16 protein-coding genes are annotated in these 14,265 nt (G+C 73.4%); 4 read left to right on the top strand and 12 right to left on the bottom strand.

Annotation, left to right across the window (positions count from 1 at the left end; translation table 11 throughout):
* Nucleotides 1-30: 30 nt before the first annotated feature.
* A protein-coding gene (locus ACH9EU_RS07035) for an IS3 family transposase (protein WP_396412164.1) occupies nucleotides 31-1,277 on the top strand; the annotation gives its coding sequence in 2 pieces (ribosomal slippage) (nucleotides 31-334 and nucleotides 334-1,277; 1,248 coding nt in all).
* Nucleotides 1,278-1,480: 203 nt separating this feature from the next.
* The gene (locus ACH9EU_RS07030) at nucleotides 1,481-1,720 is read left to right on the top strand and encodes a hypothetical protein (protein ID WP_396413228.1); all 240 of its coding nucleotides are present in this window, start codon (nucleotides 1,481-1,483) and stop codon (nucleotides 1,718-1,720) included.
* Nucleotides 1,721-1,878: 158 nt separating this feature from the next.
* Here the strand turns inward: ACH9EU_RS07030 and ACH9EU_RS07025 are convergent, their stop codons facing one another.
* The 3 genes from ACH9EU_RS07025 to ACH9EU_RS07015 all read right to left on the bottom strand — a co-directional run bounded on the left by ACH9EU_RS07025 (nucleotide 1,879) and on the right by ACH9EU_RS07015 (nucleotide 4,193).
* Nucleotides 1,879-2,847, bottom strand: a complete 969-nt coding sequence (locus ACH9EU_RS07025; protein WP_396413227.1) for a TIGR03885 family FMN-dependent LLM class oxidoreductase — start codon at nucleotides 2,845-2,847, stop codon at nucleotides 1,879-1,881.
* A 79-nt stretch (nucleotides 2,848-2,926) separates the two neighbouring features.
* Nucleotides 2,927-3,766, bottom strand: coding sequence for a fumarylacetoacetate hydrolase family protein (locus tag ACH9EU_RS07020; protein ID WP_396413226.1), 840 nt, complete (start codon nucleotides 3,764-3,766; stop codon nucleotides 2,927-2,929).
* Nucleotides 3,767-3,869: 103 nt separating this feature from the next.
* A complete protein-coding gene (locus ACH9EU_RS07015) occupies nucleotides 3,870-4,193 on the bottom strand; it encodes a DUF6504 family protein (RefSeq protein WP_396413225.1) in 324 nt (107 codons plus the stop codon).
* A 314-nt stretch (nucleotides 4,194-4,507) separates the two neighbouring features.
* Between ACH9EU_RS07015 and ACH9EU_RS07010 the strand changes: the two genes are divergently transcribed.
* Nucleotides 4,508-5,011, top strand: a complete 504-nt coding sequence (locus ACH9EU_RS07010) for a GNAT family N-acetyltransferase (RefSeq protein WP_396413224.1) — start codon at nucleotides 4,508-4,510, stop codon at nucleotides 5,009-5,011.
* 60 nt (nucleotides 5,012-5,071) lie between these two features.
* Here ACH9EU_RS07010 and ACH9EU_RS07005 read toward each other — a convergent pair whose 3' ends face one another.
* From ACH9EU_RS07005 to ACH9EU_RS06965, 9 genes are all read right to left on the bottom strand, one after another.
* Nucleotides 5,072-5,485, bottom strand: a complete 414-nt coding sequence (locus ACH9EU_RS07005; protein ID WP_396413229.1) for a pyridoxamine 5'-phosphate oxidase family protein — start codon at nucleotides 5,483-5,485, stop codon at nucleotides 5,072-5,074.
* Entirely contained in the window at nucleotides 5,482-6,303 is an 822-nt protein-coding gene (locus tag ACH9EU_RS07000) for an SOS response-associated peptidase family protein (protein WP_396413223.1), read from the bottom strand. Before ACH9EU_RS07000 ends, ACH9EU_RS07005 begins: the two co-directional genes overlap by 4 nt.
* Before the next feature lie 37 nt (nucleotides 6,304-6,340).
* Nucleotides 6,341-7,057, bottom strand: a complete 717-nt coding sequence (locus ACH9EU_RS06995; RefSeq protein ID WP_396413222.1) for a lipoyl protein ligase domain-containing protein — start codon at nucleotides 7,055-7,057, stop codon at nucleotides 6,341-6,343.
* 98 nt (nucleotides 7,058-7,155) lie between these two features.
* Nucleotides 7,156-7,725, bottom strand: coding sequence for a nucleosidase (locus tag ACH9EU_RS06990; RefSeq protein WP_396413221.1), 570 nt, complete (start codon nucleotides 7,723-7,725; stop codon nucleotides 7,156-7,158).
* Between the two features lie 294 nt (nucleotides 7,726-8,019).
* The gene (locus ACH9EU_RS06985) at nucleotides 8,020-9,066 is read right to left on the bottom strand and encodes an MsnO8 family LLM class oxidoreductase (RefSeq protein WP_396413220.1); all 1,047 of its coding nucleotides are present in this window, start codon (nucleotides 9,064-9,066) and stop codon (nucleotides 8,020-8,022) included.
* 132 nt (nucleotides 9,067-9,198) lie between these two features.
* Complete coding sequence (locus ACH9EU_RS06980) at nucleotides 9,199-10,050, bottom strand: Rieske 2Fe-2S domain-containing protein (RefSeq protein WP_396413219.1); 852 nt, start codon at nucleotides 10,048-10,050, stop codon at nucleotides 9,199-9,201.
* 274 nt (nucleotides 10,051-10,324) lie between these two features.
* A complete protein-coding gene (gene sufU / locus ACH9EU_RS06975; RefSeq protein ID WP_396413218.1) occupies nucleotides 10,325-10,795 on the bottom strand; it encodes a Fe-S cluster assembly sulfur transfer protein SufU in 471 nt (156 codons plus the stop codon).
* Nucleotides 10,796-10,834: 39 nt separating this feature from the next.
* Nucleotides 10,835-12,118, bottom strand: coding sequence for a SufS family cysteine desulfurase (locus ACH9EU_RS06970; protein ID WP_396413217.1), 1,284 nt, complete (start codon nucleotides 12,116-12,118; stop codon nucleotides 10,835-10,837).
* Between the two features lie 106 nt (nucleotides 12,119-12,224).
* Nucleotides 12,225-12,446 carry a hypothetical protein gene (locus ACH9EU_RS06965; RefSeq protein ID WP_396413216.1) on the bottom strand — a complete coding sequence of 74 codons (222 nt, stop codon included), beginning with the start codon at nucleotides 12,444-12,446 and terminating at the stop codon, nucleotides 12,225-12,227.
* Nucleotides 12,447-12,978: 532 nt separating this feature from the next.
* On the opposite strand from ACH9EU_RS06965, the gene ACH9EU_RS06960 reads away from it, so the two are divergent.
* A complete protein-coding gene (locus tag ACH9EU_RS06960) occupies nucleotides 12,979-14,217 on the top strand; it encodes an FG-GAP repeat domain-containing protein (RefSeq protein ID WP_396413215.1) in 1,239 nt (412 codons plus the stop codon).
* Nucleotides 14,218-14,265: the final 48 nt, after the last annotated feature.

The following is a 14,265-nucleotide window of genomic DNA, read 5'->3' as shown; positions in this document are numbered from 1 at the left end:
TGGGGTTAGCCTCTTTTCGTGGACACCGAGATGGCGGGATTCGTTCCTGCCAGAGAGGATGTCCGCGTGGGACAGAGGAAGAAGTACACCCCGGAGTACCGCATCGAGGCGGCCCGGCTGGTGATCGATACTGGACGCTCGATCGCCGAGGTCGCTCGGGAGCTCGGCATCGGGGAGCAGCTGCTGGGCCGGTGGGTGAAAGCCGAGCGTGAGCGCACCGGGGCCACCGGGGCGCAGGAGCCGTTGACGGTCGATGAGCGGGCCGAGCTGGACCGGTTGCGCCGCGAGGTCTCCGAGCTGAAGCTGGACAACGAGTTCCTGGGAAAAGCAGCAGCCTTCTTCGCGTCGAAGCAACACCGCAAGAACGGTTTGAGCTGATGGACGCGGAGAAGGCCGACTTCGAGATCACCCGCATGGCCCGGCTGCTGGGGGTCTCCCGCTCGGGCTACTACGCCTGGGCGGCCCGGTGCGCGGCGGGGCCGGGCCCGCAGGCCATCCGGCGGGCCCAGGTCGATCAGGCCGTGCGCACCGCCCACGAGCATTCCGACGGGGTGGACGGGGCGCCGCGGATCACCGCCGCCCTGGCCCGGGGCGGGCTGGTGGTGAACCAGAAGACCGTGGCCGCCGCGATGCGCCGGCAAGGGATCGAAGGGATCAGTCCCCGCAAGTGGGCCCCGGTGACCACGATCCCCGGCACGGCCACGCACTCGATCCCGGACCGGGTGGAAGGCGCCTTCGACACTGGGAGCCTGGACGCGGTGTGGATCTCGGACATCACCTATCTGCGCACCGGTGAAGGGTGGCTGTACCTGTGCGTGGTCCGTGACGGGTGCTCACGAAGGGTGCTGGGCTGGGCGATGGACACCGTGCAGTCCACCGACCTGGTCGAACGCGCCGTGCGGATGGCCCACACCCTGCGCGGGGGTGTGCCGGCCGGTGTGGTGTTCCACGCCGACCGGGGCTGTCAGTACACCTCCGCCCAGCTGCACCAGGTGTGCCAGCAGCTGGACGTGCGCCAGTCGATGGGCCGCACCGGGGTGTGCTGGGACAACGCGATGGCCGAGTCGTTCTGGTCCACGCTCAAGACCGAGTTCTACGACCGGCGTACCTGGCCCACGCGGGACCAGGCCCGCCGTGAGGTCGCCCGCTGGATCGAGGTCGTCTACAACCGTCGCCGGCTGCACTCCGCGCTGGGCTACACCACCCCGGTCGAACACGAGCACGCCCTGCGGGCCGCCAGCACGCAGGCCACCGAAACGCGGCTCCAAGCCGCTTAGCACCGTGTCCACGATTTGCGGAGAACCCCACCCACACAAGGTAGAGCTGGGACCTGTCCTGTGAATCACTGAAGGGCACGGCGCAACGCAGGGGTCGCGAGGTGACGTCGGCCGCAACTCGACGTCCCGGCTGACGCCTCGACGGGGCAGTGAGTTCCTTCGCCGCGCTGACCCATACTGTGGCGGTTGAGGGGAGGAGCAACATGATTCCCACGATGATCGTCTTCGGCTTGGTGCTGGGCCGCTGGTGGAAGTCAGCACTCGTGGCATCCGCCGTTGTCTGGCCTGCCCTGCTCGTCGCCAGCGGCACCATGGGCCTGTCCGCTAACCTGCTGGGCGGCGCCCTGCTCGGGGTCCTCAACGCCGCGGTCGGGGTCACCGCGCATCAGGGCATCCTGCGGGTGGTCCGCCGAATCCGCAGAGACCCGCATCCCGTTGGCTGACATTGACGCACAGCTCCGGATCTCGCGCTGTCCGCGCCGTACGAGGCTGTCAGCGTGTTCTGATGACTTGCCCAGTGGCCGGCTGGCCGAGCCGGGACCGGCCGGGAGGATGGTCGGCAGAGGGGCACTGACGGGCGCGGCGCGGGCGGGGTGCCGGTTCAGTTCCCGGCGAGCTGGGGCAGCACCTCGGCCCCGAAGGCGTCGATGAACGCCTCCTGCTCCTGGCCCACGTGGTGCAGGTAGATCTCGTCGAAGCCGAGCTCGGCGTATTCGTGCAACCGCTCGACGTGCCGGCCCAGATCGGCGGAGACGTTGACCGCCCGGGCGATCTGCGTGTCCCCGACCTCCTCCTGGACCGCCTTGCGCTGGTAGTCGTGGGGCGAGGAGAGCTCCGCCATGGTGACGGGGTCGAAGACGTTGGTGCGCCACTGCTCGTGGGCGATCGCGCGGGCCTGCTCCGCGGACGGCGCCCAGCTCAGGTGCACCTGCAGGGCGGCCCGGCCGGTGCCGCCGCCCTCGTGCCAGGAGTCGAGCATCCGGCGCAGGTCCTCGAGGGGCTGGTTGACGGTGATGAACCCGTCGGCCCGGGGGGCGAAGCGGCGGACGGTCGTGGGCGTCAGCGCGGCCACGAGCAGGGACGGGGCGACCTCCGGCGGGTCCCAGACCCGGGCGCGGTCGGCGTGGACCGGTTCGGCGCAGGTCACCTCCTCGCCCGCGTGCAGGCGGCGGACGACGTCGAAGCTCGCCTCGAGGTAGCGCTGCCGCTGCTCCTTGGGCGGCCACTCGGGACTGACGGGCCGCTCGTTGAGCTTCTGTCCGCTGCCCAGGGCGGTCCACACCCGGCCGGGGAACATGCGGGCGAGGGTGGCCGTGGCCTGGGCGGTGACCACGGGGTGGTAGCGCCGGCCGGGGGCGTGCACGAAACCGAACGGCAGGTCCGTGGTGGCCAGGGCCGCGCCCAGCCAGGACAGGGCGAAGCCGGAGTGGCCCTGCCGCGGTGACCACGGCTCGAGGTGGTCCGAGCACATCGCGGCACGGAAGCCGGCCTGCTCCGCGTGCCGGACGTCACGCAGCAGCCGCTCGGGCGGGATCTGCTCGTGGGAGGCGTGGAAGCCGATCGTCGTCATGGGGCCCTCCGGTCGGGGTCGGGAACGGTGCGGAACGGGTGGGGACGGAGCGGAACAGGTCAGAGCAGGGCGTCGCCGCTCAGCGGGACCGCGGCAGGAGGTCCTCCGCGGGGGTGCAGAGGTTGCGCAGCTCACCGATGCCCTCGATCTCCGTGACGACCTCCTGCCCGTCCCGCAGCCAGATCCGGCGGGGCTTCTTGGCCAGGCCCACGCCGGCGGGCGTCCCGCAGGCCACGAGGTCCCCCGGCTCCAGCGTCAGGAACCGGCTGATGTACTCCACGAGCTGCACGGCGGAGAAGATCATCCGGTCGGTGCCGGAGTCCTGGTGGAGCACGCCGTCGACGCTGCAGCGGATCGCCAGCCCCGCCTCCGGGTCGATCTCGTCGGGGGTGACGACCACGGGTCCCACGGGGGTGGTCCGGTCGAAGTTCTTGCCCTGGAACCATTCGGAGGTCCGGCCCTGCCAGTCCCGCACCGAGATGTCGTTCATGATCGTGTACCCGGCGATCGCGGCCCGGGCCTGCTCGGGCGTGGCGTGGCGCACGGCCGTGCCGATCACGGCGGTGAGCTCGGCCTCCCAGTCGATCTTCTCGGACTCCTCGGGCATGGCGATGGGATCCATGGGGCCGATGAGCGCGGTGGCGTACTTCGCGAAGATCGTGGGGTGCTGCGGGATCTCCTGGCCGACCTCCTCCGCGTGGTCGTAGAAGTTCAGCCCGGCACACAGGATCTTGCCGGGCCGCAGCACCGGGGTCAGGAGCTCCTCGGAGGCAGGGGCGGGGCCCGGCTCCCCCGGCAGCCGGAGGTCGCCACCGGCGAGGAGGGCTCCGACGTCGGGAACGGGGAGGTAGACGGTCTCCCCCGCCTCCTGGCGGAAGGCCTGGGTGCCGCCGTCACGGGCCACGGTGCCGAGTCTCACGGGTGCCGCCTTTCTGCGCTGCGGGGCCCACCCGGTCCCGGGGGGCGGTCTCCGCTGTGGATCCTATGCGGCGATCCTAGTTGGGGCCCGTGCGGGCGCGCCCCTACGCGCAGCGCTCCACCTGGACCCCGGTGGAGCTCGTCGCCGCGAGCAGCCGCCAGCGCCCGGTGTCGAGGGTGTGGACGAGCTCGAGGGTCAGCAGCTCCGAACGGGCGCTGAGCCGCACCTGGACCCGCCACATCTGCTGGTCCACCGCGCCGATCCCCCGGTCCCGCGGCAGACGCGCGTCCTCGGCCCACCAGGCGCGGCGCTCGTACCAGCGGACGGGCTCCTGCGCCACCCGGTACACCCGCTCCCGCCAGCGCACGCTCACCGGCACCCCGGCGGCGTCGCACGCCACGTCGACGCTCTCCGTCAGAAAACCCACGACGGCTCCTCTCTCCCTCGGCCGGCGCCCGGCCCTCGGGTCGCCCTGTCCCCTGGAAGCTAGAACACGTGTACGACAGACTAATCCCCTGACGGTGCTCCAGGGAACACCTGTTCCACCGCGGGGGACGGCCGCGCCGGGTCCGGGAGCCCGCCGCGGGGCACCGACGCCCCGCGGCGGGGGAGCATGGACAAGGCCTGCGAAATGGATACGCTGAGACGACGGAGGGCTTGCCGCTCGCGACCCCCCGGGTGTCCCCTGTCCCTCTCGTCCGCCCCGCCGGAACAGCCGGCGTCGACATCACGGAGGCCTCCATGACCGGAACCATCACGCTGATCGCCCGCACCACGGAGAACACCAAGACCCCCTCCGTCACGCTGCGCCCGGCCCGGCCGGAGGACGCCGATCACCTCGCCCAGCTCTACTACTCCTCCTACGAGCAGGGAGGGGTGTCCAGCCTCGAGGAGGCGCGCGAGGTGATCCGAGGGGTCTTCGCGGACGAGTACGGGCCCTTCCTGCCGGAGGCCTCCCCCGTGGTGGTCGACGACGACGGCTCGGTCGTGGCCGCGGCCCTGGTCGTGTCCCGGCGGGTCGGCGACAACCTCCCCGACGCCCCGTACATCTTCGAGCTGTTCACCGCGGCCTCCCGCCGCCGCCAGGGCCTGGCCGAGCAGCTCGTGCGCTGCGCCATGAGCACCCTCTTCGACAACGGGTACGACCAGGTCTGCCTGCGCATCTCCGAGGACAACGCGGCGGCGCTCGCGCTCTACCTGACGCTCGACTTCAACCGCTGGACCCCCGAGACCGACGACGTCTGAGCGCACCCCCTCCCGGCACGGAACGGGGTGCGGCCACGCGGCCGGCCGGTCCGGCCCCGCTCAGAGCGAAAACTCCTCGCGGACCGGAGGCTCCGCGGCGACGTCGACGAACCGTGCCCACCTCGGGCGCACCGTGACGACCCGCGTGCTGGGCTTGCCCGTGGCACCCGGGTGACGGGACTCGAGCAGCTGCTCCGCGGCACGGGCGTCGGCGCCGTCGGGCAGGGCCGCCTCCCCCTCGAGCTGGAACTCCTGGCCCGCCCCGGAGACGACCACCAGGGAGACCCGCGGGTCGGCGAGGAGGTTCGCGTACTTGCGGCTGCGTTCGTTCGTGCCGAAGACCAGCCGGCCGTCCCCGAACGCGGCGAGATTCACCCACGCGGACTCGGGGCAGCCGTCCGCGCTGTTGGTCGCCACGACCCCGCCGCCGGAACGGCGGACGAAGTCGGCGACCCGTCGCGCCGGGTCGCTCAGAACAGGCTCCGCTGCGGCACCACGAGCTCCGGGGAGTTGTTGCGCACGTTGCCGACCGCGGGGTCCACCGGGTCGAGCACCCACCGGGCCGCCGTCCGGTGCGCCTCGGCCCGGACCATGTCCACGAGCTGCGGGGCCTCGTCCTCGCCCGGGCGCAGCCAGTCGGCAACGTGCTCGGGGGCCAGCGGGATCGGCATCCGGTCGTGGAGGTCGTGCAGCTCGGTGAGCACGGGGTGCTCCTCCGAGGGCTCCGGGGAGTCCGCGGTGAGGATCGAGCAGGACAGCAACCACGTGCTCCCCGCGCCGTCCCGGCCGGGGCGCAGGGCCGCGGACCGCAGCTCCGTGCCCTCGGGCACCTTCCACCACTCGTAGATCCCGGCGAACCAGATGTTCTCCGCCGGGTCCTCCGGGTGGATGTAGAACGGCTGCTTGCGCCCGCCCTTCCCCGGCTCCTTCTTCCACTCGTAGTAGCCGTTGGCCGGGACCGCGCACCGGCGGGCACGCACGGCCTTGCGGAAGGACGGCTTCTCGAGGACCGTCTCAGAGCGGGCGTTGAACATCTTCGACCCGACCGCCGGGTCCTTCGCCCACCCGGGAACCAGTCCCCAGCGGGCGACGTGGAGCTCGCGCACGAGCTCGCCGTCGTCGTCCCCGCCCACCAGGCGTTCCAGGACGATCGGCACGTCGGTGGTGGGCGCGGTGTTCCAGTTGGCCCGGAGCCGGTCCTGGTCGTCCTCGCCGAGGCTCTCGTCCGGGACGGCCCCGGTCGCGGCGACGAGGTCGCCCACGGCCCGGGCGATGACGTAGCGTCCGCACATCTGCTGCCTCCTTGCTCCGCCCGGCTGTCACCGGGCCTCAGTCGGTGAGCGGCCCGTAGCCGAGGTACTCCGAGTACATGCCGTACACCTTGCGGATCCCCCGCTCGACCTCGGCCACGGTGGTGCCCGGACGCAGGTCGTCGACGGCGCCGGCCGTCGCGGGGTCCCAGTCCAGGTCCAGGGCGGCGTAGACGTCGGTGAGCACCGAGCGGATGGGCTCGGACTGCTCGACGACCAGCACCGTGGAGAAGTACCACGCGCCCGCGACGACCCGCTGGGCGGTCCCGGCCAGTTTCACCCTCCGGCCCGGGGCGTCCGAGGACTCAGGGTAGGTCCCGTGCACGCTGTGCTCCCCGGCGCAGTACTCGCCGGGGATCTCCCCGACGTCGGCCTCGACCTCGAGCTCCTCCAGGGCGGCCACGATCATGTCGCCGAAGAGCCGGTAGCGGTCCTGGATGCCGGTGGTCGGGTCCTCGGCCGCCTCCAGGTGGTCCACGATCAGGCACCCGCCGTGGTACGCCGCGGCACGACCCCCGACCCGGCGGACCAGAGGCGTGAAGCCGCTCTCGCGGGCGGCGCGGGCGGCGGCGGCGAAGCCCGGGCGCAGCTCGTCCCGGCGGCCGAAGGCCACCGTGGGGGCCGGCTCGTAGAGGCGCAGCACGGGACCGGTGCCACGCACGTCGGCGAGGAGTTTCATGGCGCTCTCGTAGTCCTGCTGGGCGCCCAGGGACTCGCGCTGACGGTGAAGTTTCATGCTGCTCCCAGTCTAGTGGTCCCCGCTCCCCCGGCCCCTCCGGCCTGCGGGTCCGGGCGGTCCGGCGCCTTCCGGCCGGCACCGTCCGCCCGCACTGCTCAGCCCGCCGTGATCCCGCTGTCGTGGAACCACCGGCCCAGGGCCAGTGCGCTGACCTCGACCTTCTCGGACCACGCGAGGGCGGCCTCGTCGGCGGCGTCGGAGACGTGCTTGACCATCCGCAGCCGCACCCCCAGGTGCCGGCAGGCGACCGCGACGGCCCAGCCCTCCATGTCCACCAGGTCGGCCCGGACGGCCAGCGCGTCCCGGACCGCTCCGCCGGCCACGAAGGAGTCGCCCGTGGCGAGCACGAGACCGTGTCCGCCGAGCTCGATGACGTTGTCCACGGGGATCCCCGCCGCGCGCAGCAGCTCCTCGTCCACGTCCCGGTTGATGATCCGGGAGGGCTCGTGCACCCCGCTCAGCCCGTCCCGCAGGGCGCCGGCGCTGCCGATGTTGAGCACCGTGAGCTCGTCGCGGAGCACGGGGTCGGGACAGCGGGTGAGCACCGCCTCCGTGGTGCGCACGGCCGCGGCCGACATGCCGACACCGGTCAGCACCAGGTCGACGTCGTCCGGGAAGTACTTGGTCTCCAGGGGATGGGCGGCGAGCACGAGCAGTCGGGGCACCCCGCCACTCTAGCCGCCCTCAGCGGACCCCCCGCCCGGGCTGCCGGCTCCTCACCTGGCACACCGACTCCCCAGCTCCGCCGCCCGGAGCGTCGACTCCCCACCTGGCACACCGACTCCCCAGCTCCGCCGCCGCTCGGAGCGTCGACTCCCCAGCCGGTCGCCGCCCAAAACGTCGGTTCCCCAACTCGGTCGCGTCTCCCCAGGCGCGCGCGTGGGGGGATGCGACCGGATTGGGGAACCGGGCGGGGCTGGACCGTCAGGGTGGAGGAGGTGCCGGGCCGCACTGCACCGTCAGGGCTGCGCGGGTGCCGGGTCGGCTGGGGCGGGGCCGTGGCGGGGTGCGGAGGAGAAGAGTCCGGCGAGCAGGCGGTCCGACACGGCCTGCGCGTCGACGTCGAACGCGCCGCCGGTCACGAGCAGCTCGTCCGCTCCGGTGTCCTCGACCAGGCGGTCCAGTCCGTCCGCCACGTCCGCCGGGGTGCCGTGCACCGAGGCCGCGAGGGTCTGCTCGACCAGGCGCCGGGCGCGGGCGGGGAGCGCGTCCGGTGCTGTCGCCTCCGCCGGCTCCAGAGGCGGGAACGCACCGCGGGTCCGCGAGGCGGCCAGCGCCACGGCCTCGGGCAGGAGCAGCTCGCGGGCAGCCGCACGGCTCCGGGCGACGGCCACGTTCGCGGAGACCACCACGTGCGGGGCGGGCCACCACGACGACGGGCGGAAGAGCTCCCGGTAGCGCTCCAGTGCCGGGACGCGACCCGCGGCGTTCCGGCGGTGCACGGCCGGGCCGCCGAACACCACGGCGAGCCCCGCCCGCGCGGCGGTCTCGACCCCGGCAGCGGTGGCCAGGACGAAGACCGGCGTCGCGGCGTGGTCGCGGGGCCGGGCCGTCACGGCCGCGGTGCCGGAGAGGTGGGCGAGCAGCTCGTCCAGGTCCTCCTCGAAGCGTTCCGCGGCCGCGGGGCCGGTGCGCAGCGCACTCCGGACGGCCGGGGTGAAGCCCAGCGAGCGGCCCACGCCGAGGTCGATCCGTCCCGGATGCAGCGCCTCGAGAGTGGCCGCCTGCTCGGCGACCACGATCGGCGGGTGGTTCGGGAGCATGATCCCGCCCGAGCCGACGCGGATCCGGCGGGTCCGGGCCGCGACGGCGGCCATCAGCACGGCCGGCGCGGAGCCCGCGATGCCGGGCACGCCGTGGTGCTCGGCCAGCCAGAAGCGGTGGTAGCCCAGCTCCTCGGCGTGTCCGGCACGCTCGAGGACGCGGGCGAGGGCCTCGGCCTCCGTGGACCCGTGCCGGGAGTTCGCGCGCTCGAGGAGGGAGACGGGGACGTCGGCGAGGGGCATGGTCCGCACAACGGCCGGACCGGCCCGCGCATTCCGAGGTGGTCCCGTGGTGCTGCGGCCCCGTGGTGCTACGGCCCCGTGGTGCTACGGCCCCGTGGTGCTACGGCCCCGTGGCGCTGCGATCCCGTGGTGCTACGGCCGCGCCCTGATCTCGATCCGCCCGTCCTGGACGCGGGTCTCGTAGGCGGGCTGCCGGGCGGTCGCGGGCCCGCGCACCACGGAGCCGTCGGCCAGCCGGAAGGTGCTGCCGTGCCACGGGCACGTGACGCAGCCGTCCGCGATGGTCCCCTGGTCCAGGGGCCCGCCCATGTGGCTGCAGACGCTGTCCAGCGCGTCGACGCGGCGCCCCTGCCGCACCAGCAGGACGGTGACCTTGCCGGCGGCCACGGTGCGGTGCCCGCCGTCGGGCAGGTCGGTCTCGGCGAGGACGTCCGTCCACCGGGAGGGCCCGCGCCGCCAGGCGGTGCGGTTGACGCCGACGCCCCGGATGTAGCTGAGATGCCCGCCGAGGTATCCCCCGGCCGTCACGGCGCCGAACCCGGCCAGTCCGAGTATCCGACCGCCGTCGCGGTGACCCCCGGCCCGTGCTGCGAGGGAGGCGGTGTAGAGGACGAGGGCGGTGCTGTTGGCGGCCGCGTGCACCAGTCCCAGGCGCCGGTCGGCCCCCTGGGTGCCGGACCAGTCGTGCCACCCGGTCACAGCCGTGGGCACGGCCGCCGCGATCCCGGTGCGTACGAGCAGGTCGGCGGCCGGGGCCGCGGGGCGCCCGCCCACGAGGTCCAGCACACCGGCCATGGTCCAGGCGCCGATGGTCACGTCCGTCAGCAACGGGTGGAGGGGGTGGCCGATGACGGCGCCGCTGAGCACGTTGCGCACCACCGTCGGCCGGACCGCCCGGCCGACGCCGTCGGCCAGGGGCCGGGCCACGCGGTCGAGGGCCTTCCAGCGCTCCGCGCGCCGCACCAGATCGTCGAGCACTCTCATGGCCGCCTCCTCCGTGACCGTCCCGGGCGCCGTTGCCCGGAGCGGCCAGTGTCCCACCGCCCCACGGGCGGAACAAGGATCCGCCCCTGCGTGACGACCTGGCCCGTGGGTGACGGGCCCCGTGCGTGACGGGCCCATGGGGGACGAGCCCCGTGCGTGGCGACCGGGCCCGTCGGGGATGGGCCCCTGTGCGTGACGGCCGTGGCCGTGGGTGACAAGTCCCCGTGCGCGCCGTGCCCACGGGTGAGAGTCCCCGTGCTCGGCGTCGGGCCGCTCAGCAGGCCCGCTCGAGGGCCTCCTCGGCGGCGACCCAGCCGAGCATGGCGCACTTGACGCGGGCCACGAACCGGGACACCCCGGCGAAGGCGGCGGCGTCGCCCAGGACCTCCTCGTCCGGCGCCACGGTCCCGCGGGAGCGCAGCAGCTCCCGGAACGCGTCGATCTGCGACTGCAGCTCCCCGCGCGTCAGCCCGCCGGCGGTCTCGGCCAGCACGGAGGCCGCGGCCATCGAGATCGAGCAGCCCTCCCCCTCCCAGGTGAGGCGCTCGACCACGGGTTCCGCGCCGGCCTCCGGATCCCCGGGGGCGAGCTCCACCCGCACGGTGATCTCGTCCCCGCAGGTGGGGTTGTACTGGTGGGACTCCCCCGTCCCGTGCCCGGCCACCGGCTCGGCGAGGCCCTCCCCGGACCGCCTCTTCGCGTGGTCGAGGATGACCTCCTGATAGAGACCGTCGAGCGCGCTCATGCCGTCCTCCTCGAACGTCGCGGATCCGCGGCCACGGGCTCAGCCCGCCACGCGGAAGTAGGAACGGACGCCGGCGAGCTCGGCCAGGAACCGGTCCACGTCATCGGTGGTGTTGTACAGGTACGCACTGGCGCGCGTGGAGGCGGTCAGCCCCAGCGCCCGGTGCAGGGGCTGGGCGCAGTGGTGGCCCACCCGCACGGCCACGCCGGCGACGTCGAGCACCTGCCCGACGTCGTGGGCGTGCACCCCTTCCACGTCCACGGCCGCCAGCCCCACGCGCTCGGTCCCCGGTGGTGGGCCGATGAGCCGGACTCCTTCCAGCTCGGCGAGTCCGGCGGCCAGTCGCTGCCCGAGCTCCCGCTCGTGGGCGGCGACGCGGTCCATGCCCACGCCCTGCAGGTACCGCACCGCCTCGGCCAGCGCCACCGCCTGCGCCACGCGCTGGGTGCCGGCCTCGAAGCGGGTCGGGGCGGGCAGGTAGCGAGCGGACTCCATGGTGACCTTGGTGATCATGGAGCCGCCGGTGAGGAACGGGGGCATCGCGTCCAGCAGCTCGCTCCGTCCCCACAGGGCCCCGATGCCGGTGGGGCCCAGCATCTTGTGCCCGGAGAACACGGCCAGGTCCACCCCGAGGGCGGGCAGGTCCACGGGCAGGTGCGGGACCGACTGGCAGGCGTCCAGCACGGTCAGCGCGCCCACCTCGCGGGCCAGCGCCGCGAGCGCGGGGACGTCGGTGATCGCCCCGGTGACGTTGGAGACGTGCGTGAACGCCAGCACGCGGGTTCGCTCCCCGACCACCTGCTGGGCCGCGGCCAGGTCCAGGGCCCCGGCGTCGTCGACGGGGATCCAGCGCAGCGTGGCCCCGGTGCGCGCGGCCAGCTCCTGCCACGGGATGAGGTTGGCGTGGTGCTCGGCCTCGGTGGTCACGATCTCGTCCCCGGGACCGAGCCGGAACCGGGCCGCCTGCTCGCCCCCGCGACCGGCGGAGGCGTTGGAGAAGGCGTAGGTGACGAGGTTGAGCGCCTCCGTGGCGTTCGACGTCCACACCAGTTCCCGCTCGGTGCCGCCCACGAATCCGGCCACCGTGCGGCGGGCCTCCTCGTAGGCGTCGGTGGCCGCCACCGCCAGGGAGTGCGCCCCGCGGTGGACCGCCGCATTGCGGTGCAGGTAGAACTCCCGCTCCGCGTCCAGGACGGCCAGCGGTTTCTGCGAGGTGGCCCCCGAGTCCAGATAGACCAGCGGGCCGTTCCCCGTGACCGCGGCGGTCAGCAGCGGGAAGTCCTCCCGGATCCTGCGCACCTCGGCGTCGGTCAGCGTGCTCACGTGGTGTCCTTCCATGGTTCGGAACTCTACTGCCCGCGCCTGGGCACGGCCCGGGTGGGCGAGGACAGCGGTCTCCGCGCTTCTCGCGGACCGGCGTCGGGGCCGGTCAGCGGTGGCGCGGGCGCAGGTAGGTGTTGCCGTCGGCGTCCTTCTCGACCACGAACTCCTCCTGCAGGTCCTGGTACCACTGCCGGGTCTGCTCGGTGGGCTGGTCCTGGCCCCGCAGGTCGCGGCGGCTGCGGGCGGCCGGTCCGTAGAAGCGCATCGCGAAGTCGTCGAAGCGGCGGAACAGGCTGCGGCGTGGAGGGTCGTCGGGGTGCTGTGGCATGGCGTCCTTCGGTCGGGGACCGCCCGTGCGGGGCGGTGGTGCGGCTGTGGTGGTGCAGCGGCAGGTGGCGACGCTCGAGGGATCGGCTCCCGGCCCGCCCACGGTGGCCGTCCCCTCCATTGTCCCTCCCCGCGCCGCGCGTGTTGCACACGAGGCCGCCGCACAGGGGCGTCCTGGGTCTCCGGGACTTTTCCGGGGGATCCGCCGCCCTGTCGGCCCTTCTTCCGGTCGTTCTGCAGGAGTTCTCACGGCTCCTCCGCGGCGTCGGGGCCCCCGTGGGGCACTCCGGGGCCGTGCCGCCGCCTCGGCATCGACGACCCTGGTGGCCGGCGCGTTGCGGACGTAAACTCAAGGGGTCACAGCTGTTGCTTCTGAGCACCCGGGCCTCGGCCCCGGTGCCACCGGTCTCCCCGGTGAGGAAGCACGCACCGGGGAGACGTCGCCGGCCGACCGGGGGGTCGACCGACCTCACCGGCACGCGCCCACCGGCCCGCGCCGTCGAACCACCTCTGTCGCATCGGGGCACTGCACCATGAAACACTCACTTCTCTCCCGCATCCTCACCGGAGCCTCGGTGACGGTGCTCGCCACCACCGGCATCGCCATGGGCGGGGCGGCCAGCGCCGCGACCGCCCAGTCGATGTTCTCCTACGCCCAGGGCTGGCGCGTGGACCAGCACGTGCGGGAGCTCGCCGACGTCAACGGCGACGGCCGGGCCGACGTCGTCGGCTTCGGCAACACCGGCGTCCAGGTCGCCTTCGGCCAGGCCAACGGCACCTTCGGCACCCCCAGGATGAGCCTGCGCAACTTCAGCGCCGCCCAGGGGTGGAGCAACCAGCGGCACGTGCGCACACTGGCCGACGTCGACGGCGACCGTCGTGACGACATCGTGGGCTTCGGCGACGGCGGCGTCTACGTGGCGTACTCCCAGGGCGACGGCAGCTTCACCGCGCCGGAGCTGAAGGTCCGCGACTTCGGCTGGAACCAGGGCTGGCGGGTCAGCCAGCACCCGCGCATGCTGGCCGACCTCAACGGCAACGGCACCGACGACGTCGTCGGCTTCGGCTACTCGGGGGTGACCATCTCGCACGGCCTGTCCAACCGGACGTTCCTGGGCACGGGCAAGCGCATCGACAGCTTCGGGTACAACCGCGGCTGGCGGGTGGATGAGCACCCGCGGATGCTCGCCGACGTCGACGGCAACAGCACCGCCGACATCGTGGGCTTCGGCGACGGCGGCACGTGGGTCGCCTACTTCTCGGCACTGGGCGACACGTTCACCCAGCCCGAGCTGGAGATCCGCAACTTCGGCACCGAGCAGGGCTGGCGCGTCGGGCAGCACCCGCGGATGCTCGCCGACGTGAACATCAACCCGGCGGGCAACGCGGCGGCCGACATCGTCGGCTTCGGCTATGCCGGGGTCTCGGTGGCGTACTCGCTGAACGCGGGCAACTACACCGGCGTCGCCGTGCGGTCGAACGACTTCGGCCAGCTCCAGGGGTGGCGGGGCGACCGTCACCTGCGCACGCACGGGGACATCAACGTGGACGGCATCCAGGACCTCGTGGGCTTCGGCAACGCCGGTGTCTACGTGGCCCACGGCCAGGCGAACAACACCTTCGGGCCGACCTACCTGAAGACGGCCTCGTTCGGCTGGAACGACGGATGGACCGAGGACCGCTACCCGCGGCTGCTCGGCGACGTCAACGGCGACGGCCGCGACGACGTCGTCGGCTTCGGGCACTCGGCCACGTACGTGCAGCTCTCCTGATCCGGCCGGGCCGGCGCCGCGCCGGACCGGTCCACGGAGTCGCCCCCG

It is taken from the genome of Kocuria rhizosphaerae (assembly GCF_044462265.1).
Lineage (GTDB): Bacteria > Actinomycetota > Actinomycetes > Actinomycetales > Micrococcaceae > Kocuria > Kocuria rhizosphaerae.
This window is presented reverse-complemented; position numbering and strand designations above follow the sequence as displayed.

Bases quoted from the DNA above. Each gene is read 5' to 3' on its own strand.
- ACH9EU_RS07030 (WP_396413228.1), top strand. From the start codon at position 1,481: ATGATTCCCACGATGATCGTCTTCGGCTTGGTGCTGGGCCGCTGGTGG.
- ACH9EU_RS07010 (WP_396413224.1), top strand. From the start codon at position 4,508: ATGACCGGAACCATCACGCTGATCGCCCGCACCACGGAGAACACCAAG.
- ACH9EU_RS06985 (WP_396413220.1), bottom strand. From the start codon at position 9,066: ATGCCCCTCGCCGACGTCCCCGTCTCCCTCCTCGAGCGCGCGAACTCC.
- ACH9EU_RS07000 (WP_396413223.1), bottom strand. From the start codon at position 6,303: ATGTGCGGACGCTACGTCATCGCCCGGGCCGTGGGCGACCTCGTCGCC.
- ACH9EU_RS06965 (WP_396413216.1), bottom strand. From the start codon at position 12,446: ATGCCACAGCACCCCGACGACCCTCCACGCCGCAGCCTGTTCCGCCGC.
- ACH9EU_RS06960 (WP_396413215.1), top strand. From the start codon at position 12,979: ATGAAACACTCACTTCTCTCCCGCATCCTCACCGGAGCCTCGGTGACG.
- ACH9EU_RS07025 (WP_396413227.1), bottom strand. From the start codon at position 2,847: ATGACGACGATCGGCTTCCACGCCTCCCACGAGCAGATCCCGCCCGAG.
- sufU (WP_396413218.1), bottom strand. From the start codon at position 10,795: ATGAGCGCGCTCGACGGTCTCTATCAGGAGGTCATCCTCGACCACGCG.
- ACH9EU_RS06980 (WP_396413219.1), bottom strand. From the start codon at position 10,050: ATGAGAGTGCTCGACGATCTGGTGCGGCGCGCGGAGCGCTGGAAGGCC.
- ACH9EU_RS06995 (WP_396413222.1), bottom strand. From the start codon at position 7,057: ATGAAACTTCACCGTCAGCGCGAGTCCCTGGGCGCCCAGCAGGACTAC.